We start from the raw sequence: 24,820 nt of genomic DNA, 5'->3' as shown, positions 1-24,820 counted from the left end.
ATGCATGCACGTCTCCGGCGGGTGACCACGGCGGCCTCCGGGCTGTTACTGGTCCTCGCGCTGGCATCCCCCGTCGTGCCCGCATCCGCCGCCGCGTCCGAGACCGCGTCCGAGACCGCGTCCAGGACCGCGTCCAAAACCAAGGCGGCCGTCCTCCCTCCTGACGACTACTGCCTCGGCGAGTGCGCCGACATCCTGCCCCCGGGGCAGAACGGCAACGCGACCCTGGCCGGGATCCTCGCCCACCAGACCCTGGGGACCAAGCCGAGGCACAGCGACGACCAGCTCGGCAGGTACGCGAACCTCCTGTCCGGCTACACCGGCCTGACCAACGACCAGATCGCCGACTTCTTCAACGACGCCTCGTTCGGGGTGCCCGCCGGGCAGGTGGAGAGCACCGTGAGCCCGCGGTCGGACGTGACGATCGTCAGGGACAGGGCGACCGGGGTCCCGCACATCACCGGGACGACCCGCGAGGGCACGATGTTCGGCGCCGGGTACGCGGGCGCGCAGGACCGCCTGTGGGTGATGGACCTGATGCGGCACGTCGGCCGTGGCGAACTGACGCCGTTCGCCGGTGGCGCGCCGGGCAACCGGGCGCTGGAGCAGAGCGCCTGGCGCAACTCCCCCTACACCGAGGCGGACCTCCAGGCGCAGATCACCAGGCTCAGGGACTCCGGCCCCCGGGGTGCGCGGCTCTACACCGACGTGCAGCACTACATCGCCGGTGTCAACGCCTACATCGACCGCTGCATGGCCGACCGGAACTGCCCCGGCGAGTACGTCCTGACCGGGCACCTCGACGCGATCACCAACGCGGGCGGGCCGGTGGACTTCACCATGACCGACCTGGTCGCGATCTCCGGGGTGATCGGCGGACTGTTCGGCGGTGGCGGAGGAGCGGAGATGCAGTCCGCGCTGGTGCGGGTCGCGGCCCGCGCCAAGTACGGCACCGCGGTCGGCGACCAGGTCTGGTCGGCGTTCCGGGCGCGGAACGACCCGGAGACGACGCTCACCCTGCACGACGGCCAGAGCTTCCCGTTCGGTAATGCGCCCGCCGGAGCCACCGGGGTCGTCCTCCCCGACCCGTCGACGGCGCCGGTGGACGTCACCGCGAACGAGACCGGCTCCGCCACCTCCCCGGCCTCGGCCTCGGCACAGAAGGGCGTGCTCGACGGGCTGCTCGTCGACAACTCCAAGCCCGGCATGTCCAACGCCGTGGTGGTGTCGGCGGCCAAGTCGGCGACCGGGAACCCGGTCGCGGTGTTCGGTCCGCAGACGGGCTACTTCGCCCCCCAGCTGCTCATGCTGCAGGAGCTCTCCGGACCCGGTGTCCGGGCGCGCGGCGCCGCGTTCGCCGGGCTCAACCTCTACGTGCTGCTCGGCCGGGGCACCGACTACGCCTGGAGCGCGACCTCCAGCGGCCAGGACATCACCGACACCTACGCCCTCCAGCTCTGCGCGCCCGGCGGCGGCGCGGTCACCACCGCGTCCAACCACTACCTCTACCGGGGCGTCTGCACGGAGATGGAGACGCTGCGGAAGACCAACAGGTGGAAGCCCACCGTCGCCGACTCCACCGCCGCCGGATCGTACGACCTCGTCATCCAGCGCACGAAGTACGGGCTGGTGAGCTGGCGCGGCACCGTCGGCGGGCAGCCCACCGCCTTCGCCACGCTGCGGTCGACGTACCACCACGAGGTCGACTCGGCGATCGGCTTCCAGATGTTCAACGACCCGGCCCAGATGGGTGACCCGGCGGCGTTCACGAACTCGGCCTCCACCATCGGCTTCGCGTTCAACTGGTTCTACGTCAACTCCAGGGACTCGGCGTACTTCATGTCGGGCAACACCCCGGTCAGGTCCGCGGTGTCCGACCCGAACCTGCCGATGACGGCCGACGCGGCCCACGAGTGGGCGGGCTACGACCCGGCCGCCAACACCGCGACCTACACGGCCCCGGCCACCCACCCGCAGGCGGTCAACCAGGACTACTTCGTCAGCTGGAACAACAAGCAGGCCAAGGACTACGGCGCCGCGGACGGCAACTTCAGCTTCGGCCCCGTTCACCGGGCCGACCTGCTGGACGCCCCGATCAAGGCGGCCCTGTCGGGAGGCGGCAAGCTCGACAGGGCGGGCACCACGAAGATCATGGCCGATGCCGCCGTGACCGACCTGCGCGGCAAGAGGGTCCTGCCCGACCTGCTCCGGGTGATCAACAGCGTGGCCGTGACCGACCCCGCCCTCGCCTCGGCGGTCGCCAAGCTGTCGGCCTGGACGTCGTCGGGGTCCAGGAGGCTGGAGACCTCGCCGGGCAGCAGGGCGTACGCCCACGCCGAGGCGATCCGCGCGTTCGACGCGTGGTGGCCCAAGCTCGTCCGCGCGCAGTTCAGGCCGGGGCTGGGTGACGGCCTCTACCAGTCGGTGGTCAACGCCATCCAGATCAACGAGTCACCCTCCGGCCACCAGCAGGGGGACCTGTCCACCCTGCCCACCTCCGCGAACGAGGCCCAGGCGCACAAGGGGTCGGCGTTTCAGTACGGCTGGTGGGGCTACGTGAGCAAGGATCTCAGGAGCGTGCTCGGCGACCCGGTCTCCGGACCGCTGCCCGCCAGGTACTGCGGGAACGGCACGGTGGCGGGCTGCCGTACCGTCCTGCTGGAGAGCCTGGCGGCGGCGCTCGCCGAACCCTCGGCCACGACCTACCCGGCGGACGACGTGTGCTCGGCGGGCGACCAGTGGTGCTCCGACGCCGTCGAGCAGTCGCCGCTCGGCGGGATCACGCACTCGCTGATCTCCTGGCAGAACCGGCCGACCTACCAGCAGGTCCTGTCGTTCCCCGCCCACCGGGGCGACGCGATCGCCAACGTGGCGGAGGGGAGGAGCGCCAGGGCGTCGAGCACCCAGCTCTTCTACCCGGCGAGCAGGGCCGTCGACGGCGACCCGACCACCCGATGGTCGAGCTCGTCCAGCGACAACCAGTATCTCCAGGTCGATCTCGGGTCCGCCACGACCGTGTCCAGGGCCCTGCTGCGCTGGGAGACGGCCTACGGGGCCGCGTACTCGATCCAGACCTCGACCGACGGCTCCACCTGGACCACCGTCTACTCCACCACCACCGGAAACGGGGGTGTGGACAACGTGAGGTTCACCCCGACCAGCGCCCGGTACGTCCGCATGCAGGGTGTCACGCGGGGGACGTCGTACGGCTACTCCCTCTACGAGCTGGAGGTCTATCCCCGGTGACGTAGAGGGAGAAAGACGACGGTGATGGTCACCGCCCCGGGAGACGGCGGCGACCGTCACCGTTCGGGGAGACGGTGGCGACCGTCACCGGCCGGGGAGACGGTGGTGACGGTCACCGCCGTCTCCCACTTTCGGGCCCGAGCCTGCCGCCGGGCCGGATCCCGAGGGAAGGTCAGGCCGTGGCCAGCGGGTTGGCGACCGTCACGTACCCCGCGGAGCGGTCCGCCGAGCGCGCCCACCGGACCGACAGGTTGGCCTTGGCCGGAAGCGGCGCCCCCGACAGCAGGTCCGACAGCGGCCGGGGCCACCCCCGTGACGCCGCGTACTCCGCCAGGACCTCCCCGGCCACCGCCCACAGCTCCCGTGTGGACCCGGTCCCCGCGAGAGAGGCGGCGATCTCGGCGAGGTGGTTGACCAGCAGGCAGTAGACCACCCGGTTCCAGCCGGAGGCCGCGTCGTAGGTGAGCGCCTCGGCGACCCGGCCGGGCAGCCCGGACAGGTCGTGCCGCCCGGCGACGAGCTTCGTACCCTCCAGGTCGCGGAAGACGGCCTCCACGGGCAGCCCGTCCGCGTCCACGCCGATCAGGACGTTCTGCAGGTGGGGTTCCAGCACCACGCCGTGGTCGAGGTAGGCGTCGAACACCGGCGGCGCCACGCGCTCCACGTACGCCCGCCACCAGCGCACCGGATCGGCCACCGGCCACCCGGCCATTCCCGGTACGCCGCCCGGCGCCGTTCCGGCCGTCTGCGGCCCGGCGGCCAGCGCGCCGCTCAGCAGGGGGGTCACCCCCGGCCTGCAGACCGACCACGGGCCGATCCTGACGATCACGCCGAGCCCCTCCAGCAGCCGGGTGCCCAGCTCCGCGGAGCGGTAGCCCGGCTCGGGCAGCCAGCGGGTGCCGGGGAAGGCGGCCTCCAGGTCGAGGAACACCGGTTCGAGACGACGGCTCAGCTCGACCGCGCCCGCCAGCTCGTACCAGGAGTTCTTCCGCAGGCAGTTGGTGATCCGCACGTCCAGGCTGAACTTCAGGCACCGGTCGATCAGCGGCTCGTAGACCGTGCGGACCGACGACGTGGGAACCGCCGTCCTGGCACTGTCGCCCAGGTCGACCAGACGGCCGTCGGCCAGCGGCGCGGCCAGGTCCGCCGCGAGCAACTCCAGCTGCCACGGGTGCGCGGGCAGCAGCGAGTAGCCGGGCGGCGCCTGGCCGAGCTCGTCGAGCGAGCCGCTGTCACCCGCCTCTGCCAGCACGTCGTCCCTCACCCCGAGCAGCCGCAACGGGAAGCTCGCGTGCGCCTCGGGCGCGTAGCGCAGCCAGCCCTCGCCGCCGCGCGCCTTCGGGCTGGGATGGAACGGGTGCCCGAAGACCAGCGCCTGTTCCGAGGCGAGCCACGGGTCCGCGGGCGGCGGCACCTCCCGCCGGGCCGCGATCAGCGCCGCCATGGCGTCCCTGCTCGCGGCCACCTGGGCGGCGAACTCGTCGTTGTCCTCGCCGAGTTCGGTCTCCACCAGCCGGACGAGCATGTCCGCCGAGAGCGGCCGCCAGGACCCGTTCTCCAGCCACTCGGGCCGCCCCTCGAAGCGCAGCGCGAGCCCGCCGTGCGCGCGGACCCGCAGGCGGGTGCCCGCGACACGCAGCAGCAGGTACGGATCCTCGTGACCGACCTGCCCCCGAGGCCCCGAGAGCTCCCGCACGCAGCAGCGCAGCAGCGCCGACAGTGAGGCCTCCTCGGCGACGGCGACGGCGGCGGGCGAGCCGAGGGCGAGGCTGGTCATGTCGTCCTTCGTGTGATCTGGAGAGGGGGAGGCTGGCGGAGATAGTTCGGACCGCTCGTGCCATAGAACTTGTTCACGTCCCGCGCGCCGGTGCGCGTCTTGTCCACCAGGGTCCCGGCGGTGACCATCGACTTGCCCACGAGCCGGGCGGCGTCGAGGGTCCTGGCCCGCAGCAGCCGGGCCATCGGATCCTCCCCGTACTCGTCGAGCGCCTCGGTGAGCGTGTCGCGGACCAGCTCGAAGGCCCTCGGCGGCGGCAGCGCGCCGAACGTCACGGCCGCCGCGGCCAGGTGCAGGGTGATGGTCACGAACACGTCGGCGAGCGCGTGCGGGTCGTCGGTGAACATCCGCGCGTCGGTGAGGTCGGGCACCGCGAGCCCGGCGTCCCTCAGCCTGTCGGGCGAGGTCAGCAGGCCGTCGTTGTCCTTGACAAGCAGCCGCACGACACCTTCGCCGTTCGCGTTTCCGTCCAAGGCCTCCTCCGTGCCGAACACCAGCGAGAGGTTCTGCTGGTGGGCCTCCAGCGCCGTGCCGTACCTGACGAAGAGCCGCACGTGGAAGCGGAACAACATCCGCAGGTACCGGCCGAGCAGCCGGGTGACGTCCCCGCCGAACCACCGCCCGGCGAGCTCCTCCACGACCAGCCCGCCCCCGGGCAGCGGCGCCGGAAGCGCCGCGACCGGGACGACCTCCCCCGCGGGATGGCGGCGCAGGAGCCAGCCCAGGTACTCGTGCCCGGCGTGCCCGTACGTCTGCTCGTCGGCTAGGAGCACATCGGGGTCGGGCATGGCCCGCAGGAGCAACTCGGCCCGTGCCCCGTCGGCCAGCGTCTCCGGCTTGAGCGACCTCCGGTTGCGCAGCCCGAGGGTGCTGGTGGTCAGCGGCAGCTTCAGGTGCGTGCCCGGGGCGACCTCGACCGTGCGCATCGACAGCGTGGGCCTGACCTCCAGGTGCGCCAGCGGGGCCACGATCGTCCACGGGATCTCCTCGACCGTGGGGACCGTCAGCGGGTGTACGGGAAACAGCGCATGGGTCTCCGCGAGCTCCCCGGCCAGGCCGACGGCGGGGAATCCGGGCGCCCCGGGCATCTCCGTCCCGGTGAGCCGCTCCCGAGGCACCGCGGCCCACCGCAGCTCGAAGGCGGGCGCGAACTCCGGCGCGTACGCGGTCAGATCCTCGTCGGACAGGCCGGTCCGGCACCGGGCCGTCGGGTAGACGGGGTGGTCGAGGAACGCGGCCAGCGTCTCGTACCACACACCGCCCCGCCCGTTCCCGCTTCCCCTTGCGCCGCTCGCCGTGCGCGCGGTCCCGTTTCCCGCCGCGCGTCCGGTTTCGTTCTCCGTCGTACGCGTGAGGTCGGGGCGCGGGGTGGCGACGGTCGCGTTCAGCCTGGCGAACACCTCCTCGCGGTGGACGTCGTGAAGGTCGAGGGCGCGCAGTGCCTCGCGGCACTCGGTGACGAACGACTCGACCCCGGCGGCGTCGGCGGGGGCGGAGATCTCCCGCAGGGCGTGCAGGACCTCCTCCAGGCGGAGCGACTCCTCCGGGGCCGCCACGAAGTCCTGGAACAGCGAGCCGGGGATCAGCCGCACCCGCCTGCCCCCCGGCAGGACCAGCGCGACACCGTCCTTGCCGCGGGTCACCCGCCCGGCCAGGCCGCCGTAGTCCTCGCGCAGGAGCGCGTTCAGCACCCTGGTGGCGAGGTATCGTTCCCGGCTCACGCGATCACCCACGGGTTCTCCGCCGTGAACGTGGCGACGGCCGCGTCCACACGTGCCCGATCGGGTCCGACGGCGCGGACGATGCCCATGTAGTCGCGGTTGGTGTTGCTCAGGTCGATCCGGTCACCCACGGCGCGCAGCGGCCGGTGCCAGATCCGGACCGGATCGCCGGGCGCGGGAACGACCGTGCCGGGGGCACTCACCACGGTCCCCGGGCGGTCGGCGACCAGGCTCAGCGCGGTCGCGTGCCCCTCGGTCCGGTCGGGCAGCTGCGGTTCCGCCCCGAGGTGCACCCTGAGTACGAGCTCGAACAGGGGCGCGTCCAGCATGCTCGCCAGCAGGAAGTCGCAGTGGTCGCCGATCACCCGGTAGTTGACCTCGACGATCCGCGGCCCGGCCGGGGTCATCACGTACTCGGTGTGGCAGGCGCCGAACCCCACCCGCAGCGCCTCCAGCGCCCGCAGCACGTGGTCGCGGCCGGGAGGCGGCTCCCAGTCGAGCCGTTCCTCCACGAAGTGCGGCAGCGGCCCGAGGGTGGTGCGGAAACCGCCGAGCACCCTGACCCGCTCGCCGTCGCCGAGCGTCTCCATCGTGTGCAGCGGGCCGTCGAGATACTCCTCCACGACCAATGTCTCTCCCGGCCGCCTGTCCCGGATGGCCGCGACGGCCGCCGCGAGCTCGCCCGCGTCGCGGACCAGTACGACGTCCTCGCTGGCCACGCCCTCGCGCGGCTTCACGACCGCGGGGAACGGCATGTCCGAGGGCAGTGGGTCCGCCGGTGCCAGCCGCGCGGAACGGACGGTCTCGACCCCGGCGGCGGCCAGCCGCCTCCGGGTGAGCGCCTTGTTCTTGGTGTCGACGCAGGCCCGCCAGTCCTTGCCGGGGAGGCCGAAGTACGCGGCGGCGAGCGCGGTCTCCGCCTGGATGTGGTCGGAATTGGAGAAGATCGCGTCCGGGACGCGGTGGTGCGCGACGGTGTCGATCACCGCTCGCGCGTCGCGCACGTCGCAGCGGAGCACCTCGGCCCCGGAGTCGCGGTACCGCTCGGGGCGGTCGGTGAGGATCGTGACCTCGCAGCCGAGCGCGCGTGCCGCCGGGAGGAAGCCGTCGGTGACCGAGTCGGTCGGTTTCAGCGCGGTGAGGTACAGCCGCAATGCAGGGACCCCCGAATATCAGGCAAGGCTAACCTAACTCGGTGATCCTAGCCTGAGGTCGATCATTACGCGGGGGCGATCGGCCTATTGACATTACATGTCCGTGTCGCCCAATGATGAGAGTCTTCTCATCTCCATCACAGCCTGATCTCCTGCGGCGGCGCCTAGCGTGGAGGCCATGAGCCGCAGGACATCCACCGTCTCCCTGGTGATCGGAATACTCGCCACCGCGGTCGCGATGGTCGCGGTCGTGGTGCTGGTCCAGGGCGATTCCAGCGGTCTCGGGGAGGCCGTCGTGGTCGACCGGGGCCGGGGGAACGAGACGGCCGGGACGGGCAGCGCGCGGCCGAGTCCCTCCGTGGATCCCACGGCACCGGCCGGCCCCCGGGCCTCGGACGGCTCCGGGGCGCCCGGCGATCCGAAGGCGCGGGACGACCGGACGCCTCCGGACTCCGCGACCTCCGACGAGCCCGGCGCGTCCAGCCTGACCGGAAGGGAACGGGCCGAACGGGTACAGCCGCCACCGCCGCCGCGAGGCGGGGGAGACGACGACGATGACGACGGCGGCGATGACGGAGACGACTAGGGCGGCGACGGCCGGAGCGGCGACGGTCAAGACGGTGACCGGCGGAACGGCGACGGCCGGAGCGGTGACGGCCGGACGGTGAGCGCACGGACCCGCATCGTGGGGTGGACGCTCGCGGTCGTCGCCCTCGCCCTGAGCGTCTCGGTGTTCGCCACCTGGACCATCCTGCTGGTCAGGCTCGAAGACCGGGTGAACGCCGAGCTGGCCAACGAGGTGGAGAAACTCCACTGGTACGCGAAGAACTCGAAGGCCTCCCCACCGGCGCTGCTGGAGGAGTACCTGAAGGTCAACGCGCCCGACCGCCACGAGACCTTCTTCGTCATCCTGGACGGGAAGGTCCGCTGGCGCACGTACGCCGAACCCCCGGCCGCGCTGGACACCGACCGGGCGCTGGTGGCGCGGATGGCCGCCGCGACCGAACCCACCTGGGACTGGGCTCCCAGCACGGCCGGGCTCGTCCGCTGGGCGGTCGCCCCGGTGGTCGCCGACGGCGAGGTCGAGGGCGCCTTCGTGGCCATCGTCTTCTACGACCTCGAACGCCGCGAGGTCGTCGAGGCGGTGCGCGTGCTGGGCCTCACCGCGCTGGCGGCGCTGGTCCTGGCCGGGGCCGCCGGATGGTTCGTCGCGGGAAGGGTCCTCGCCCCCGTGCGGCTGGTCCGCCAGACGGCGGAGCGGATCGGCGGCTCCGGCGATCTCAGCCGACGCCTCGTCGTCCTCGGCGATGACGACGTCTCCGCGCTGGCCGCGACCTTCAACCACATGCTCGACCGGCTGGAACGCGCCTTCGCCGTGCAACGCGAGTTTCTCGACGACGCCGGGCACGAGCTGCGCACCCCGATCACGGTCGTCCGGGGCCACCTCGAACTCATGGGCGACGACCCCGACGACCGGGCCGCGACCCTGGCCCTGGTCACCGACGAACTGGGACGGATGAACCGGATCGTCGACGACCTGCTCGTCCTCGCCAGGTCGGAGCAGCCGGGCTTCGTCACCCCCGGCGAGGTCGAGCTCGCCGACCTCACCGTCGAGGTCGTGGCCAAGGCCCGCGCCCTGGGAGAACGCCGCTGGCGGGTGGACGAGGTGGCCGAGGAACAGGTCATGGCCGACAGGCAGCGCCTCACCCAGGCGCTGATGCAGCTCGTGGCCAACGCCGTGCGGCACACCGTTCCCGGCGACCTGATCGCGGTCGGTTCCGCCGTACGGCAGGGAGAGGTGAAGCTGTGGGTGCGCGACACCGGCCCCGGCGTGCCGGAGCAGGATCGCGAACGGATCTTCGAACGGCTCGTCCGGGGCACCGGCCGCACCGGGGCGCACGACGGAGCGGGACTCGGCCTCGCCATCGTCCGCTCCATCGCCGAGGCACACCGGGGCACCGTGCGGGTCCGCGAGGCGAACGGGGGCGGGGCGCTCTTCCTGATCTCCTTCCCGTACGAGGAGATCCCCCTGACATCCCCGTACGAGAACTGATGTCCCCGTACGAGGTTCTTCCACGCCGCGCGGTGTGGAAGACGCGACCGTGACAGTCCCCGAGGAAGCGAGGAAGGAGCCGAGGGTGAACCGCATCCTGATAGCCGAGGACGAGGGCCGGATCGCGTCCTTCTTGGAGAAGGGCCTGCGAGGCAACGGCTTCACGACCACCGTCGTCACGGACGGGGTCGCGGCGTACGAGTACGCCCGCGCGGGTCGCTTCGACCTGATGATCCTGGACATCGGGCTTCCCCTGAGCGACGGTTTCACGGTCCTGCGACGGCTCCGGCAGGAGATGGCGACCATCCCCGTGATCATCCTCACCGCCCGTGACAGCGTCGCCGACACCGTCGCGGGCCTTGAGGGCGGCGCGGACGACTACCTCGCCAAACCCTTCTCCTTCGAGGAACTGCTGGCCCGGGTACGGCTCCGCCTGCGCCCGGAACGCGTTCCCGAGGCGACCGTCCTGCGCGTCGGTGACCTCGCCCTGGACCTGCGGACCCGGCGGGCTCACGTGGGCGACCGCACCGTCGACCTGTCCACCCGCGAGTTCGCCCTCGCGGAGATCTTCTGCCGCCACCCCGACCAGGTTCTCACCCGCCAGCAGCTGCTCAGCCACGTGTGGGGGTTCGACTTCGACCCCGGCTCGAACGTGGTGGACGTCTACGTCCGCTACCTGCGCCGCAAGCTGGGAAACCAGCGGATCGAGACCGTCAGGGGTTCCGGCTACCGCCTGCGCGTCGGGTGAGAGCCCTCTCATCCCACGCTCATGATGGGTCCACCGGCCACCGGAAATCTGGAGTCATCCGCACAGAAGGTGCGGAACGACCTTCAGGAGGGCCAGATGAGCCTGGTACTGCGGCGGACCCTGCTCGCCATCGCGATCACCCTCGGACTCGGGACCACCGGCGTCCTCGCCGGAATCCCGGCGGCCCAGGCGTCCGCGTTCCCGGCCTCGCCCACGGCGGCGACCCACGTCGCGGACGATGACGACGACGATGATGACGACGACGACAGAGGCGGTGATGACGACGGCGGTGACGACGACCGCGACGACCGGCGAGCCGGACCCGCCGGAGACCGCGACGACGACCTCCCCCGGGGCGGCGTGGAAACCGGCCAGGGCAGTACGTCGCGGGACGACGACGATGACGACGATGACCGTGCTCCGGCCGGTGGTGTGGAAACCGGTCAGGGCGGTGCGTCGCGGGACGACGACGATGATGACGATGACCGTGCGCCTGCGGGTGGTGTGGAGACCGGTCAGGGTGGTGTCTCCCGCGACGATGACGATGATGACGATGACCGTGCGCCTGCGGGTGGTGTGGAGACCGGTCAGGGTGGTGTCTCCCGCGACGATGACGACGATGACCGTGCGCCCGCCGGTGGGGTGGACACCGGTCAGGGTGGTGTCTCCCGCGATGACGACGACGATGACGACCGTGCTCCGGTCGGCGGGGTGGAGACCGGGTTCGGCGGGACGGCCGAGGGGGAGGGCATGCCGCTCTGGGTGCCGGTGGGACTGGCCGGTGCCGGTCTGCTGGCGGGTGGCGGCTTCTGGTTCAACCGCCGATTCACCTCGGGGAGCTGACCGTGCGGACCCCCGGTGCCCTCGTGGCCGCTCTCTCCACTCTCTCCGCCCTCGTGGCCCTGACCGCGTGCTCCACCGAGGTCGCCGCGCACAGCGCCTCCACGGTTTCCATGACCTCCACAGGCTCCACGGCCGCCCGGGTCGTACGGCCTCCCGCCAAGGGTGAGGTCGCCAACCCCGTGCGGCTCCGCGTACCGGCGATCGGCGTCTCCACCACGGTGATCGCGTTGAAGCTGGACGCGAGGAACAAGCTGGTCGCCCCGGTCCGCTTCGACCGGGTGGGCTGGAACAAGGCCGGTCCCGAGCCCGGCGAGGCCGGTGCGGCGGTCATCGCCGGGCACGTGGACTCCAGGACGGGACCCGCTGTCTTCTACAGGCTCGGGAAACTCCGTCCGGGACACCGCGTCCACGTCGACAGGGCCGACGGAAGCACGGTGACGTTCACCGTCCGGCGCCTGGCCCGCTTCCCGAAGAGCCGGATCCCCGACAGGCAGGTGTACGGATCCTCCAAGGGAGCCGAGCTGAGGCTCATCACCTGTGGCGGGACCTTCGACAGCAAGCGGCGCAGCTACCGGGACAACGTGATCGTGTTCGCGAACTGACGGCGCGGCACCACCGGCACAGCGGGTGGGGCGTCACGAGAGGCGCGGGTACCGGGGAACCCCCCGGTACCCGCGCCTCCGCCGGTATCCCCGCACCTCGGTCGTGCCAAAAAGCACGGAAGTAACTGGAAAAGCTTGGAAAAACTTCAAAGGGCCAAGCGAAACCCCGGGGAGCCCGGAACCGGAAGAACCGGGGGCAAGGAGAACCGGACAAAGAGCGAGAAGTAATGGAAAAGCCGGTGATGTGACGACATGCACGGTATCCCTCCCGTCCGTACGCCGAGACGCGCATAGAGGGGCCTCGTCAGGCGGCATAGTATGTGCACTCGGTTGGGGGAGGCGGAACGGCGTGGAGATCACGGCACAAGAAGGACTGTTGGGACCACTGCTGCTCGCACGCAGTGCCGTCGACCGGTCGGCGGCGCTTCGCGGCAACGCCGAGTGGCTCGAAAGGGCCTGGTCGGACACCGCGACCAGGGTCGTGGTCGTCGACGACGGGCAGGCGCTGATCCGGCGCAGCGGCGGAGAGGCCAAGCTGGTCCTGCTGCCCACGGCCGACGCGCCGGACGGTGAGCGCTACCTGCTCGGCGTCGACGCCGAGGGGATCGCCTACTTCGCCGTGGCGGCGCCGCTGGCCGACAGCACCCACACCGCTTCCCTCAAACGGATCGTCTCCCCGCTCGCCCCCTCGGAGCTGGAGGAGGGACAGACCCTCACCACCGGGCTCCGCCAGGTGGGGTCGTTGCTGGGGGATCTGGACGCCGGGCTGCTGGTGTACGCGGTCGCCCTGGACGCCTGGCACTCCACCCACGAGTTCTGTCCCCGGTGCGGGAGCGCCACCGAGGTGCGCGCGGGCGGCCACGTGCGCGTCTGCCCCAAGGACGGCAGCCAGCACTTCCCCCGGGTCGACCCCGCGGTGATCATGCTGATCCACGACGACGATGACAGGTGCCTGCTGGCCAGGGGACCGCAGTGGCCCGAGAGGCGGCTGTCGGTGCTGGCCGGGTTCGTCGAGCCCGGCGAGTCGCTGGAGCACGCCGTGGCGCGCGAGGTGGCCGAGGAGGTCGGTGTGCGCGTCACCGAGCCGCGCTATCTGGGCAGCCAGCCCTGGCCGTTCCCGCGCAGCCTGATGCTCGGCTTCTTCGCACGGGCCACATCGACGGAACTCGTCCTCGATCACGAGGAGATCGCCGAGGCCCACTGGTTCAGCCGTGCCGAGCTGCTGGCCGCGACGAAGAGCGGCGAGGTGCGTCTGCCGCCCGAGGTGTCGATCGCCCGCAGGCTCATCGAGACCTGGTACGGCGAACCGCTGACCGGCGACTGGTAATCCCACCCACCGCAGGGTCGCCGGGCCGCGACGCCAAGGCCGTTCCGGCGTTCGTAAAAGTCTCGGCGTCGCGGGAGCCCCCGGCACGCGGGGAGCCCCGGTGTCCGTGGGAACGGGATCGGGGCTCCGACGCCGGCAGGGGGCGGCTAGACGCTCGCGCCCGCCAGGATGCGCTTGACCTCGATCACCGACGGGTTGGTCCTGACGACCCGGCCGCTGGGGGAGTCGACCACGACGGTGGGGACGACCTGGTTGCCGTTGTTGACGCTCATGACGAACGTGGCGGCGTCCGGGTCGCTCTCGATGTCGATCTCGTTGTAGGAGATCCCCTCGCGACTGAGCTGGCTCTTCAGTCGCTTGCAGGGGCCGCACCAGGTCGTGGTGTACACAGTCAGCGCCATGTCGTGAGAAATCCCCTCATGTGATGTCCGGCGCCATTGGCAACAAAGCGAGGGCCGTTCATCTTCCCGATGAGAGCAGCCTCTCCGCGACCCACTGCTGAACCCGCTCCGCCACGCCGGGCAGCCGGTAAAGAGGCGCGCTGTGCTCGATACCGGGGGCGGTCAGCAGCGTCACCGGCACGCCGACCTGGCGCAGGTGCTCCCTGAGTTGCCTGCCGTGCTCCGGCGACACGAACTCGTCCTCCGAGTGCACGACCAGCATGGGCGCGTCCCCACGGCTCGCGTGCCACGGCACCTCCATGCTCGCCCAGACCTTGGCGCACCTGCCGGTGGGCTCACAGCCCCCGGCGAGTTTGATGGCCGACTCGCGAAGCTTGCGCCTCTCCAGGTCGAAGGTGTCGGTGCCCTCGGTGTACGCCGTGAGCGGGGAGATCACCGGGGAGATGCCGACCACGCCGCGCAGGCCGGGCAGGCCGTTCTTGTAGGTGCCCGTGGCACCGGCCAGGTGGCCTCCGGCGGAGAAGCCGACGATCGCGTAGTTGCCCGGGTCGAAGGACCACAGCGCCGCGTGCCGCCGCGCGGTGGCGATGGCGTCGAGGGTGTCGGTGCGCTGGGCCGGCCAGGAGGCGTCGGTGGAGAGGCGGTAGTTGATGTTGAAGACGACGTAGCCCTGCTCGGCGTAGCTCCGGCTTATCTCGGTCATGTACTTCTTGTCACCCGACGACCACCAGCCGCCGTGGATCAGGAAGACACCCGGCCGCTTCAGCTCGTCGGTCTGGTACCAGACGTCCATGCGCTGGCGGACGTGCGGGCCGTACGCGACGGTGTTGACGACGGTGCCCTGGACCAGCGGGTCGGGCTGGGCCACCGGAGGGGGCGTCGGATCGCCCGCGCCGCTCTTCCGGGTGGTGGTCTTCTGGGTGGCGGTCTTCTCCGGGTTGGCCGCGGCCGTACCGGTCCTGCCCGCTCCGGAACCTGTCCCGGTCTCGGTCGCGTGTGTATCGGCCGTGCCGATGTCGGCCACTCCGGTACTGGCCTTCGCTATGCCGTACGTGCCGACGTCCGTCTTGCCCGAGCCGGCCTTCGCCGTACTGGCGGAGGCCCTCTCGCCGACGGCCTTCGCCGGGCCGGGTGTGCCACCGGGCTGGGTCGGAGCCGAGAGTGTGTGGGCGTGTGCGGCTGTGTACACCACCGCGGGTCCGATCATCGCCGTCGCCAGGGCGAGCGCACCCACGGTTACCCCAGTTCGCACGGGCCTCTTCCTTCCCCGAATCGTTCGGTCCCCATTGTGGAGTAAAAAGCCCACTTTGTGCATCTCGACGAACCGCATAGGTTGACGGCGGCATGTTGCCAGAATGACTGATGCTTGGCCAGTGACTGGGAGGATGTTGCCGCCCGGTCCGTTCGACTGCGTGTAAGGAGTCCCCGTGGAGCCCGACAACGTTCTGGCGGCCCTGGATCCCGAGCAGCGTGAGGTGGCCGAAGCCGTCCGAGGGCCGGTCTGCGTCCTCGCCGGAGCCGGGACCGGCAAGACCCGTGCCATCACCCACCGCATCGCGCACGCGATCCACAGCGGGGTGGTCGACGCCCAGGGCGTGCTGGCGGTGACGTTCACCACACGTGCGGCCGGTGAGCTCAGGCAGCGGCTGCGGCAGCTCGGCGCGCCGGGCGTGCAGGCGCGCACCTTCCACGCCGCCGCGCTGCGCCAGCTCACCTACTTCTGGCCGCGCGTCATCGGCGGCGACCCGCCCAGGGTGATCGAGTCGAAGCTGCCGCTGCTGATCGACGCCTGCCGCTCCCTGCGCAAGAACCAGGACCGTTCCGAACTGCGCGACATCGCCTCCGAGATCGAATGGGCCAAGGTCACCCAGATCGCCCCCGAGGACTACGCGGAGGCCGCCAAGAAGGCGGGCCGCACCTCGCCCGTGGCCCCCGAGGAGGTCTTCCGGCTCTACGAGGCCTACGAGACCCTCCGCCGCGAGCGGCACCTGGTGGACTTCGAGACCATCCTGGAACTCACCGCCGCCGTGATGACCGAGCACCGCGAGGTGGCCACCCAGATCCGCCAGCAGTACCGCTACTTCGTGGTCGACGAGTACCAGGACGTCAACCCGCTGCAGAAGCTGCTGCTCGACACCTGGCTCGGCGGGCGCGACGACCTGTGCGTGGTCGGCGACCCCAACCAGACGATCTACTCCTTCACCGGCGCCACCCCCCGCTACCTGACCGGCTTCTCGGTCGAGCACCCCAACGCCACCGTGATCAAGCTGGTCCGCGACTACCGTTCCACCCCCCAGGTCGTCTCCCTGGCCAACCGGGTGCTCGACAGGGCGCGGACCCCGCACAAGCTCGCCCTGATCGCCCAGCGCCCGGACGGCCCCGAACCGGTCTTCACCGAGTACGACGACGAGACCGCCGAGGCGGAGGGCGTGGCGCGGGCGGTGAGGAAGCTCGTCGGCGGTGGCGTGCCGACCCGCGAGATCGCCGTGCTGTTCCGGGTCAACGCCCAGTCCGAGACGTACGAGCAGGCCTTCGCCAAGGCCGGTCTGCCGTACGTGCTGCGTGGCGCCGACCGCTTCTTCGAGCGTCCCGAGGTCCGTCACGCGGTCATGCTGCTGCGCGGCGCCGCCCGCTCCTTCGAGCCCGGCGACACGCTCGTCTCGACCGTGCACCACATCCTGTCCACCGCCGGGCTCACCCCCGAGGCCCCCGGCGGCGGCAAGGCCCGCGAGAAGTGGGAGTCGCTGAAGGCCCTCGCCGACCTCGCCGAGGACCTCGCCGCCACGGGCGCCGACCTGCCCGCCTTCGTGGCCGAGTTGGAACGCCGGGCCGGAGAGCAGCACGCGCCGCCGGTCGAGGGGGTCACCCTGGCCTCGCTGCACGCGGCCAAGGGCCTGGAGTGGGACGCGGTCTTCCTCGTCGGCGTCACCGAGGGCATGCTGCCGATCATCTACGCCGAGACGCCCGAGCAGATCGAGGAGGAGCGCCGTCTCCTGTACGTCGGCGTCACCCGCGCCCGCGCCCACCTGGCGCTGTCGTGGGCGCTGGCACGCTCGCCCGGCGGACGGCGTTCCCGCAGACCCTCCCGCTTCCTGGACGGGCTCACCGGCCGTTCCGCGCAGAAAAACCGCGCCACGACCCCGGCCGTGGCAGCCGATCGCCGCCAGGTCGCCGCGCCGATCAGCTGCCGGGTCTGCGGCAAGACCCTGGCGGCCGCCGCGGAGCAGAAGCTCGGCAGGTGTGTCGGCTGCCCCGCCGACTACGACGAGGCGCTGCTCGGGGCGCTCAAATCCTGGCGTACGGGAGTGGCGAAACACCAGAAGATCCCCCAGTGGGCGATCTTCACCGACGTCACCCTCCAGGCCATCGCCGAACGGGCACCGCGCTCAGAACAGGACCTACTTGCGATCACTGGAATAGGACGGGTCAAACTGGATCGCTATGGCGAGGCGGTACTCGAACTGTGCCGTACCGCCGCGAACCAGACGGAGGGCGCGTGAACGAGGCGTTGAAGGAGCTCCTGGACCTGCTCGACCTGGAGCAGATCGAGCTCGACATCTTCAGGGGGCGCAGCCCGGAGGAGCGCATCCAGCGGGTCTTCGGTGGCCAGGTGGCCGCCCAGGCACTGGTCGCCGCGGGACGGACGGTGCCCGGCGACCGTAACGTCCACTCGCTGCACGCCTACTTCATCCGTCCCGGCGACCCGGCCATCCCGATCGTCTACAACGTCGAACGGGTCCGTGACGGCCGGTCCTTCACCACCCGGCGGGTGGTGGCCATCCAGCACGGCAAGGCGATATTCACCATGTCGGCCTCCTTCCACGTGACGGAGCCCGGCGTCGAGCACCAGGCGGCCACGATGCCCCAGGTGGTCGATCCCGAGGGCCTGCCACCCTTCCAGGACCGGCTGCTCCGGGCCGTGGGGGCGGATTCGCCGCTGCGCGAGTGGGTGTCCAGGCCGAGGCCGGTGGACGCCCGTTATGTGACCCCCCTCACCTGGGAGGCCCATCGCGATCCGGAGCTTCGCGGTTCGAACACCAACGTGTGGTTCCGCTACGACGCGGAACTTCCCGACGATCCGCTGCTGCACGTGGTGCTCGCCGCCTACGCCTCCGATTTCACCCTGGTCGACACCGTGCTGCTGACCCACGGCCTCGCGTGGGGCGCGTCCAACCTCTCCGGCGCGTCGCTGGACCACGCGATGTGGTTCCACCGTCCCTTTCGGGTGGACGAGTGGATGCTCTACGCCCAGGAGTCGCCGTGGTCGGGGGCGGCGAGGGGGCTCGCCAAGGGGGAGATGTTCACCCGGTCCGGAGAACTGGCCGTGTCGGTAGTGCAGGAGGCGATGATCCGCGTGAGATAGTCGCAAAGTCGCAGGTAGAAAATATGTTGCCCCCTCCCCGGGCCGGGGTTTAGGGTCATGGTCAAGCAAGTCGGACGCTACTGTCCGACGATCCACGAATGGAGGTGAGTCCGCTGTGAAGAACATCCTGATGTCGTCCCAGATGGGGCTCACTTCCGCGCGCCGTAACACCGCTCTGCCTTGCGGCGGTCAGACCATCCTCGCCGATGGTGTGGCAGCTCTGGCTCCGCAGGCCGATTCTGCCCATTTCCAGGTCGAAACCGGCCGTTGGCTCGCTCCGATCGCCTTCCCGGCGACGGACGTCCCGGCTACTCGTAACCGGGTGGGCGGCAGCTACGCAGCAATGACCAAGCACATCGGAAACGGTGGACTGCGCGGTCCGCAACCCTGGGGGCATCCTCCGGTCATAACCTGACCGAGGAAAAAGCCTTCAGGCCGCGGATCCGCATCCAGGATCCGCGGCCTTCTTGTTTGTCCGCGTCATTCCTGACCCCCACCCCAAGAGGTAACCGAAGATCAACACCTAGCTGAGAGGTGAAGCAGATGGGGGCCCAGACGGTCATGGACCTGATCGACGAAGCCACAATCCCCTGTCGTACCGACCCCGACCTGTGGTTCGCCGAGTCTCCGGAGGACGTGGAGTTCGCCAAGGCGCTCTGCGGGGGCTGCCCGATCCGTGAGGCATGCCTGGCCCGCGCGCTGGAGCGCGAGGAGCCGTGGGGTGTCTGGGGCGGCGAGCTCGTTCTGCGGGGAGCGATCGTCCCCCGGAAGCGTCCGCGCGGGCGTCCCCGCAAGAACCCGGTCGCTGCCTGAACAATCCGGTCGTCGCCCGAACCACCGAGAACCCGAACCACCGAGAACCTGAACCACCGAGAACCTGGCCGACCACGAGCCGCGGTTTCCGAAAGGACCATTCCGATGAGCTACTTCACCTCCAGAGGCCTCGACCTGTCGTCTATGCAAGAAGAACTGGTCCGTGACCGAATACGGACCCTCCACCGCGAGGCGGAGGAGCATCGCAGGGCCGCCAGCCTTCAGCGCCTCCAACGCGCCCAGCGCAACGCGGAGCGCGCCTCGGCACGCCTGCGGAGCGCGATCTTGCGCCTCGTCTGATCTGTCTGGCCTGTCTGACCTGACCGGAAGGACCGGCGGCGACGTGGAGAAGACGCACGAGACATCCGCGAAGCCGCACGGAAAACAGACAGATCACAGAACGAGACGGACCAGAAGAGCGAGACGAACGAACAACGAGGGGTGACCCGCTTCGGCGGGCCACCCCTCAGCCATCTCGCCGAGCCCACCCCACAAGGGGACGTCACAATGAGACGCCGCCGGGAGTCGCGGGAGATCGGCCGACATTGTGGGACGTCGCTGGACGCTGCGGGGAGTCGCGGAGGTCGGCGGACACTGTGGGATGTCGTGTGGAATGTCGCCGGGCCTTGTGGTTGTCGTGGGGATCGGCGGACACCATGGGATGTCGTGGGACGTCGCCAGGCGTCGTGGTGTCACGGGAGGTCGGCGAACACCATAGACACCGTGGGATGTCGTGGGTGTCGCGAGGGGTCAGTGGACACCATAGACACCATGGGACGTCGCGGGTGTCACGGGAGATCGGTGGACACCATGGGACGTCGCTGAACGTCAAGGGACACTGCGGGGGTATGGGGGGTCGGCGAACACCGTGGGACATCGCTGGATACTGCGGGGGCGCGAGAGGTCGGCGGACATTGTGGGACGTCGCCGGGCGTTGTAGAGGGCGGGTGTCGCCGGATGTAAGAAGGAAAATATTTCTCAGGCGCTGGTGAGGGTGGGCTCTCCCGAATCCTCGTCGGTGAATCCGGGGACCCAGCGGATGACCTCCTCACGGAAGCGGGCGGTGGCGCCGAGCTGGCAGAGGACGCCGACCCCCGCCGCGTGCACGCGGTGGATGAGGACGTACGAGGCGGGCAGGTTGAGCTGGCGCACCACATTGCCGGGACGTAGATCGGTGGCGGTGGCCGCCTGCCGCTGGAGCCATTCCCTGCTGAACGAGAACTCCTCCACGGCGGTCGGCTCGACATAGGGGGCGAGGAACGCCCGCAGGGCTTCGGGGTCGATCTCGATGTGCGGCTGGATGAAGCCCTCGTCGCGCAGGCCCTGGACCACGGTCGCCATGTCGCCGTTGTTGAAGATGCGGGTCAGCTTCCCGAAGATCGGTGGGTATCCGTGCGGCATCCGGTTGACCGCGCCGAAGTCGAGCACGCACATCCGGCCGTCCTCGACGATCCGGAAGTTGCCCGGGTGGGGGTCGGCGTGGAGCATGCCCAGTCGCGCGGGGGAGGAGAACAGGAAACGGACGAGCTGGAGCCCGGCCCGGTCACGCTCCTCCTGGGTGCCGTCGGTGATGATCCGCGACAGCGGGGTGCCGTCGACCCATTCGGAGACGAGCACCTGTTCGTTGGCGGCGATCACGTCCGGGATCAGGAAGTCGGGGTCGTCCTTGAACTCCAGGGCGAAGGCGTGCTGCGCCTCGGCCTCGTGGAGATAGTCGAGCTCCTCGACCACCCGCTCGCGCAACTCGCTCAGGACGGCCTTGATGTCGAGGCCGGGCAGCAACACCCCGAAGAGCTTGCCGAGCCGGGCCAGCTGGGTGAAGTCGGAGAGCAGGGCCTTCCCCGCCCCCGGATACTGGATCTTGACCGCGACCGTCCGGCCGTCGTGCCAGACCGCCTTGTGCACCTGCCCGATCGACGCGGCGGCGGTGGGCTTGTCGTCGAACGACAGGAAGTTCTCCCGCCAGTCGTCGCCCAGCTGCTCGACGAGAACCTTGTGCACGGTCGCCGCGGGAAGCGGCGGTGCCGCGTCCTGGAGTTTGGTCAGGGTCGCGCGGTAGGGACCGGCGACCTCGGCGGGCAGCGCCGCCTCGAAGATGGACAGCGCCTGGCCGAGCTTCATCGCCCCGCCCTTGAGCTCTCCGAGAACCTTGAAGATCTGCTCGGCGGTGCGTTCCTGAATTTCCTGGGCGACGATCTCGGCTGACTTGCCGCCGATCCGTTTCCCGAGACCGAGAGCGGTGCGTCCGGCGAACCCGATTGGCAGGGCGGCCAGCTTGGCGGAGCGCGCAACGGCGCGGCGCGGAAGGTCACTCACCTTGGTTAGCGGCGCATCCGCTGGTATAGCGAGACGCCGCTCCCTCCCTTCGCTGTGTGTCCGTCAGCGGCAGGTAGCCGACGCGACCATTGTTAGCGAACCCAACTCGTTTCGGAAGCAACGACATTGAGGATGAACACTCCAGGATCGCCTCTTCCAGCTCCAATCTGGCAATACTTCCACTGTGCTGTTGGTCACAGCGGGCTCACGGCCGTCGATCACAGCGAGTGCGTGGCCTGCCGCCGACGCCGCCACCAGCGTCGACAGCACCGTCCCACACGCGATTTCCCCCGCGGGGAAACCGCCCAGCCGGGCGCTGACGACGGGCCAGCCGGGGTCGCGATCTCGCCGGGTCAAATCCAGGCAGTGCAGGCACGTGCTCCGTCCGGGCAACACCAGAGGGCCGACCGACCCGGAGCCCTCGAAGGCGGTGACCAGCAGGTGCGGGATCTCCCACTCGACGAGCTCCTTGACCAGGAGGCCGTCCAGGGGCACCACCGGAGCGAGCACCGCCAGGTCCGGCGGCCTCGCCCCGTCGGCCAGCTGGGCCGCCCCGTCGCCGGTCCACGCGATGAGACCGGGCGCCAGCCGCTTGGCCACCGCGACCGCGCCGTCCTGCCTGCTCATCCCCACCTCCGTCCAGCCGAGCCCGCCGGGGACGACATCCCGTCGCCGGGCCGTACCGGGATCGATGACGCAGATCCGGCCGACCCCGGAGGCGGCGAGCAGCCCGACGACCTGCGCGCCCACCCGGCCCGCGCCGTAGACCCGCACCTGGGCCTCCCGCCTGCGCTCCAAAGCGGCGAGCCCGCCGTCGATCGTGCCCGGAGTGAGGGAGAGCGCGTCGAGATCAGGCTGGAGCCGGTCACGCTCGGCCATCGCGAGCGCGCGCAGCGGGCCGGGACCCGCACCCGCGTCGTCCACCACGCCACGGCTGACCAGCAGGTCGAGCAGGGTCCGGCCGTGCTCCTCGCCGAGACCCGCCTCGGCGGCTCCGGCCAGCACACCCGCGAGATCTCGCACGCCGTCGAGGCTCTCCACCCAGCGGCGGACCTCCGGTTCGAGATCGGTCAGCACCACCGCGTGGCGGGGGTGCAGACCGAACTGCAGGGTGCGTCCGTCGCGGGCGACGCGGCGCAGAGCGGGCTTCAGGCGTGGTCTCATCGGAGAGCCCTTCGTGGGAGCAGCCTGCCGGTGAGCAGGCGAGGCGAGCAGGCAAGCAGGTGAGCAGGGGGTGAGCAGGTGAAGTGGCCTGCCGGGGGTGTCAGCGTGGCACGCTCCCTCAAGATCCCGGACGCCTTTCCCGCCGCCTGTGGATAACTCCCACTGGATAACTCCCACCCTGTGGATAACCCATCCCCGGGCGGGAGCCGGGAGAGGGTGGGTTACGCTCCCCGGCATGGACGAGCTCTTGGTCGACCGGCGTGCCGACGGCGTCGCGGTGCTCACTCTGAACCGCCCGGACCGGCGCAACGCGATGACCGACGGAATGACCGCGCGGTGGCGGCTGGCCGTCGCCGATCTCGCGGCGGACCGCGATCTCCGATGCGTCGTCGTCACCGGGGCGGGAAACGCGTTCTGCTCCGGGGGAGACCTGTCCTGGCTCGCCGAGCGGGCGACCGAGGGAGTTCCCGCCCTGCGTGAGCGGATGCTCGGTTTCTACCGGACCTGGCTGGCGATCGCCGATCTGGAGGTGCCGACGATCGCGGCCGTCAACGGCGCGGCCGTCGGGGCGGGGCTGTGCCTCGCCCTCGCCTGCGACCTGGTCTACGCCGCCGAGGAGGCCAAGCTGCTCGCCCCCTTCACCTCCCTTGGCCTGCACCCCGGCATGGCGGCCACCTACCTGCTGCCCAGGGTCGCGGGGGTGGGCGTGGCCAGGGAGATGTTGCTCACAGGACGGACGATGACGGGGGCGGAGGCCGCGCCCGCGGGGCTGGTGACCAGGGCGTTTCCCCGCGAGTCGCTGATGGCCGAGGTGATGGGGATCGCGTCGCGCACCGCGGCCAACGCGCCGGTCGCCACCCGGCTCACCAAGATCGCTCTAGCGGGTGGCGGGCACGCGGACCTCGACGCCGCGCTGCGCTGGGAGTCCCTCGCCCAGCCGGTCACGATGGTCTCCGACGACATGCTCGAAGGGCTGGCAGCCCAGAGAGAACAGCGGGTCCCGCGTTTCGGCAACGCATGAGACGGCTGATATCCAGGTTAATTAGATAAGTCACGGTCATAGTTGATCACCCGCGCTGAACAATCGGCGAACGGGGATTGACCAGCGGGAACGTGTTCTACCCCCTGGTGTGAATTCGTCATTCTCGGCTACCGTTCATATGTGCCCCCCGAGACAGTCGAGGTCCGCCGCAGTTCTCGCCGCCGGCGGACGGTTTCTGCGTACCGCGACGGCGAGAAAACGATCGTGCTCCTCCCCGCCGGTCTGAGTAGCACCGATGAGGAACAATGGGTGCGTCGCATGCTCGATCGCCTCGCGGCCAAGGAACAGCGCAGACGCCCCTCCGACGACGATCTCCTCGATCGGGCCGTCGATCTGTCGGCCCGCTATCTGGGCGGAGAGGCGAAGCCGTCGAGCGTGCGCTGGGTGGAGAACCAGCAACACCGCTGGGGCTCGTGCACCCCTGACCACGGGACCATCAGGATCTCCACGCGGCTGCGGGGCATGCCATCGTGGGTGGTCGACTATGTGATCATGCACGAGCTCGTCCACCTGCTGGTGCCGAGCCACGGCTCACGCTTCTGGGCGCTTGTGGAACGATATCCCAAGGCCGAGCGGGCACGGGGCTTCCTGGAGGGATTCTCCACGGCGGCTCACGGTTCCGCGGAGGAATGTTGACGGAAGATCGAGTGGTGGCCGTCCTCGTCACGCCCTCCGTGGCGGACGCGGCCCCCCCGGGAGTCGACGCCGCCGACTTCCTCACGGCCGTCGCCGAAGACGCCTACGAGCTCGTCGCCGGGCTCGACTTCGTCTCCCCCGTCGTGGTGACGAGCGTCCCCGGCATGGAGGAGATCGTCTGGCCGGGCACCCCGGTCGTCGAGATCCCCGATCTTTCGGGGGGCGCCCTGGTCGAGGCCGCCTTCGCGGCCCTGCCGTACGGTCGGCAGGCGGTCCTGCTGAGCGCCGACGCGCCCGATCTGCCCCCGTTGCTCATCGGCAAGCTCTTCCGCGAGCTGGGCCGGGCCAGGATCGCCGTCTGCCCGGACGCCGGGGGCGGTACGGTGGCGCTCGCCGCCCACCTGCCCTATCCGGAATGGGCCGCGGTGGGCTTCGACGACCTCGACCCGGTCAAGACGCTCCGCGCCTCCGCGCCCGGCAGCCGCATGGTCGCGAGAGGCCCCGGCTGGCACCGCCTGCGCACTCCCGACGACATCCGTCTCCTCGACCCCGGCCTGGAGGGCTGGGACAACACCCGGGCCCTCCTCTCACCCTGATCACCCTGATCACCCTGA

General features: G+C 70.5%; 22 protein-coding genes. 15 read left to right on the top strand and 7 right to left on the bottom strand.

Annotated elements, in window-relative coordinates; genetic code table 11:
- Entirely contained in the window at positions 1 to 3,246 is a 3,246-nt protein-coding gene (locus ABD817_RS28210) for a penicillin acylase family protein (protein WP_344921213.1), read from the top strand.
- Between the two features lie 172 nt (positions 3,247 to 3,418).
- On the opposite strand, the gene ABD817_RS28205 is transcribed toward ABD817_RS28210, so the two are convergent.
- Genes ABD817_RS28205 through ABD817_RS28195 form a run of 3 tightly spaced genes read right to left on the bottom strand, consistent with a single transcriptional unit; the run spans position 3,419 to position 7,898 of the window.
- A complete protein-coding gene (locus ABD817_RS28205; RefSeq protein ID WP_344921212.1) occupies positions 3,419 to 5,023 on the bottom strand; it encodes an IucA/IucC family protein in 1,605 nt (534 codons plus the stop codon).
- Complete coding sequence (locus ABD817_RS28200; RefSeq protein ID WP_344921211.1) at positions 5,020 to 6,744, bottom strand: IucA/IucC family protein; 1,725 nt, start codon at positions 6,742 to 6,744, stop codon at positions 5,020 to 5,022. Before ABD817_RS28200 ends, ABD817_RS28205 begins: the two co-directional genes overlap by 4 nt.
- Complete coding sequence (locus ABD817_RS28195) at positions 6,741 to 7,898, bottom strand: ATP-grasp domain-containing protein (protein ID WP_344921210.1); 1,158 nt, start codon at positions 7,896 to 7,898, stop codon at positions 6,741 to 6,743. The genes ABD817_RS28200 and ABD817_RS28195 overlap by 4 nt, the downstream gene beginning before the upstream one ends.
- Before the next feature lie 178 nt (positions 7,899 to 8,076).
- Between ABD817_RS28195 and ABD817_RS28190 the strand changes: the two genes are divergently transcribed.
- From ABD817_RS28190 to nudC, 6 genes are all read left to right on the top strand, one after another.
- On the top strand, positions 8,077 to 8,484 hold the full coding sequence (locus ABD817_RS28190; protein WP_344921209.1) for a hypothetical protein: 408 nt from the start codon (positions 8,077 to 8,079) through the stop codon (positions 8,482 to 8,484).
- Between the two features lie 78 nt (positions 8,485 to 8,562).
- Positions 8,563 to 9,951 carry a sensor histidine kinase gene (locus tag ABD817_RS28185; RefSeq protein ID WP_344921208.1) on the top strand — a complete coding sequence of 463 codons (1,389 nt, stop codon included), beginning with the start codon at positions 8,563 to 8,565 and terminating at the stop codon, positions 9,949 to 9,951.
- 85 nt (positions 9,952 to 10,036) lie between these two features.
- Complete coding sequence (locus tag ABD817_RS28180; RefSeq protein WP_344921207.1) at positions 10,037 to 10,699, top strand: response regulator transcription factor; 663 nt, start codon at positions 10,037 to 10,039, stop codon at positions 10,697 to 10,699.
- Positions 10,700 to 10,795: 96 nt separating this feature from the next.
- A complete protein-coding gene (locus ABD817_RS28175; RefSeq protein ID WP_344921205.1) occupies positions 10,796 to 11,542 on the top strand; it encodes a hypothetical protein in 747 nt (248 codons plus the stop codon).
- 2 nt (positions 11,543 to 11,544) lie between these two features.
- Positions 11,545 to 12,144 (top strand): class F sortase, encoded by a 600-nt coding sequence (locus ABD817_RS28170; protein ID WP_344921204.1) that lies wholly within the window; start codon positions 11,545 to 11,547, stop codon positions 12,142 to 12,144.
- Between the two features lie 376 nt (positions 12,145 to 12,520).
- Complete coding sequence (gene nudC, locus ABD817_RS28165) at positions 12,521 to 13,471, top strand: NAD(+) diphosphatase (RefSeq protein WP_344921203.1); 951 nt, start codon at positions 12,521 to 12,523, stop codon at positions 13,469 to 13,471.
- 146 nt (positions 13,472 to 13,617) lie between these two features.
- On the opposite strand, the gene ABD817_RS28160 is transcribed toward nudC, so the two are convergent.
- Together ABD817_RS28160 and ABD817_RS28155 are read right to left on the bottom strand one after the other, a co-directional pair.
- Positions 13,618 to 13,872 (bottom strand): mycoredoxin, encoded by a 255-nt coding sequence (locus ABD817_RS28160; protein ID WP_344921202.1) that lies wholly within the window; start codon positions 13,870 to 13,872, stop codon positions 13,618 to 13,620.
- A 58-nt stretch (positions 13,873 to 13,930) separates the two neighbouring features.
- Positions 13,931 to 15,124 carry an alpha/beta hydrolase gene (locus ABD817_RS28155; protein WP_344921201.1) on the bottom strand — a complete coding sequence of 398 codons (1,194 nt, stop codon included), beginning with the start codon at positions 15,122 to 15,124 and terminating at the stop codon, positions 13,931 to 13,933.
- Positions 15,125 to 15,299: 175 nt separating this feature from the next.
- Here ABD817_RS28155 and ABD817_RS28150 point away from each other — a divergent pair, with 175 nt between their 5' ends.
- The 5 genes from ABD817_RS28150 (at position 15,300) to ABD817_RS28130 (ending at position 19,348) form a co-directional block, all read left to right on the top strand.
- Positions 15,300 to 17,372, top strand: coding sequence for an ATP-dependent DNA helicase UvrD2 (locus ABD817_RS28150; RefSeq protein WP_344921200.1), 2,073 nt, complete (start codon positions 15,300 to 15,302; stop codon positions 17,370 to 17,372).
- A complete protein-coding gene (locus ABD817_RS28145; protein ID WP_344921199.1) occupies positions 17,369 to 18,235 on the top strand; it encodes an acyl-CoA thioesterase in 867 nt (288 codons plus the stop codon). The genes ABD817_RS28150 and ABD817_RS28145 overlap by 4 nt, the downstream gene beginning before the upstream one ends.
- A 115-nt stretch (positions 18,236 to 18,350) precedes the next feature.
- Positions 18,351 to 18,650, top strand: coding sequence for a hypothetical protein (locus ABD817_RS28140; RefSeq protein WP_344921198.1), 300 nt, complete (start codon positions 18,351 to 18,353; stop codon positions 18,648 to 18,650).
- A gap of 128 nt (positions 18,651 to 18,778) precedes the next feature.
- Positions 18,779 to 19,048: a WhiB family transcriptional regulator gene (locus ABD817_RS28135; RefSeq protein WP_329085648.1), complete on the top strand. Its 270-nt coding sequence runs from the start codon at positions 18,779 to 18,781 to the stop codon at positions 19,046 to 19,048.
- Between the two features lie 105 nt (positions 19,049 to 19,153).
- Positions 19,154 to 19,348 (top strand): hypothetical protein, encoded by a 195-nt coding sequence (locus tag ABD817_RS28130; protein WP_344921197.1) that lies wholly within the window; start codon positions 19,154 to 19,156, stop codon positions 19,346 to 19,348.
- 678 nt (positions 19,349 to 20,026) lie between these two features.
- Here the strand turns inward: ABD817_RS28130 and ABD817_RS28125 are convergent.
- Together ABD817_RS28125 and ABD817_RS28120 are read right to left on the bottom strand one after the other, a co-directional pair.
- Positions 20,027 to 21,364, bottom strand: coding sequence for an ABC1 kinase family protein (locus ABD817_RS28125; protein ID WP_344921196.1), 1,338 nt, complete (start codon positions 21,362 to 21,364; stop codon positions 20,027 to 20,029).
- 63 nt (positions 21,365 to 21,427) lie between these two features.
- A complete protein-coding gene (locus tag ABD817_RS28120) occupies positions 21,428 to 22,528 on the bottom strand; it encodes a ThiF family adenylyltransferase (protein ID WP_344921195.1) in 1,101 nt (366 codons plus the stop codon).
- A gap of 235 nt (positions 22,529 to 22,763) precedes the next feature.
- On the opposite strand from ABD817_RS28120, the gene ABD817_RS28115 reads away from it, so the two are divergent.
- From ABD817_RS28115 to ABD817_RS28105, 3 genes are all read left to right on the top strand, one after another.
- Positions 22,764 to 23,549, top strand: coding sequence for an enoyl-CoA hydratase/isomerase family protein (locus tag ABD817_RS28115; RefSeq protein ID WP_344921194.1), 786 nt, complete (start codon positions 22,764 to 22,766; stop codon positions 23,547 to 23,549).
- A 141-nt stretch (positions 23,550 to 23,690) separates the two neighbouring features.
- On the top strand, positions 23,691 to 24,206 hold the full coding sequence (locus tag ABD817_RS28110) for a M48 metallopeptidase family protein (RefSeq protein ID WP_329085638.1): 516 nt from the start codon (positions 23,691 to 23,693) through the stop codon (positions 24,204 to 24,206).
- A complete protein-coding gene (locus ABD817_RS28105; RefSeq protein WP_344921193.1) occupies positions 24,203 to 24,802 on the top strand; it encodes a glycosyltransferase family protein in 600 nt (199 codons plus the stop codon). The genes ABD817_RS28110 and ABD817_RS28105 overlap by 4 nt, the downstream gene beginning before the upstream one ends.
- Positions 24,803 to 24,820: the final 18 nt, after the last annotated feature.

The organism is Streptosporangium oxazolinicum, assembly GCF_039537505.1.
GTDB lineage: Bacteria > Actinomycetota > Actinomycetes > Streptosporangiales > Streptosporangiaceae > Streptosporangium > Streptosporangium oxazolinicum.
This window is presented reverse-complemented; position numbering and strand designations above follow the sequence as displayed.

Coding starts and splice junctions, on each gene's coding strand:
- ABD817_RS28135 (WP_329085648.1), top strand. CDS start 18,779: ATGGGGGCCCAGACGGTCATGGACCTGATCGACGAAGCCACAATCCCC.
- ABD817_RS28210 (WP_344921213.1), top strand. CDS start 1: ATGCATGCACGTCTCCGGCGGGTGACCACGGCGGCCTCCGGGCTGTTA.
- ABD817_RS28205 (WP_344921212.1), bottom strand. CDS start 5,023: ATGACCAGCCTCGCCCTCGGCTCGCCCGCCGCCGTCGCCGTCGCCGAG.
- ABD817_RS28115 (WP_344921194.1), top strand. CDS start 22,764: ATGGACGAGCTCTTGGTCGACCGGCGTGCCGACGGCGTCGCGGTGCTC.
- ABD817_RS28130 (WP_344921197.1), top strand. CDS start 19,154: ATGAGCTACTTCACCTCCAGAGGCCTCGACCTGTCGTCTATGCAAGAA.
- ABD817_RS28190 (WP_344921209.1), top strand. CDS start 8,077: ATGAGCCGCAGGACATCCACCGTCTCCCTGGTGATCGGAATACTCGCC.
- ABD817_RS28175 (WP_344921205.1), top strand. CDS start 10,796: ATGAGCCTGGTACTGCGGCGGACCCTGCTCGCCATCGCGATCACCCTC.
- ABD817_RS28160 (WP_344921202.1), bottom strand. CDS start 13,872: ATGGCGCTGACTGTGTACACCACGACCTGGTGCGGCCCCTGCAAGCGA.
- ABD817_RS28120 (WP_344921195.1), bottom strand. CDS start 22,528: ATGAGACCACGCCTGAAGCCCGCTCTGCGCCGCGTCGCCCGCGACGGA.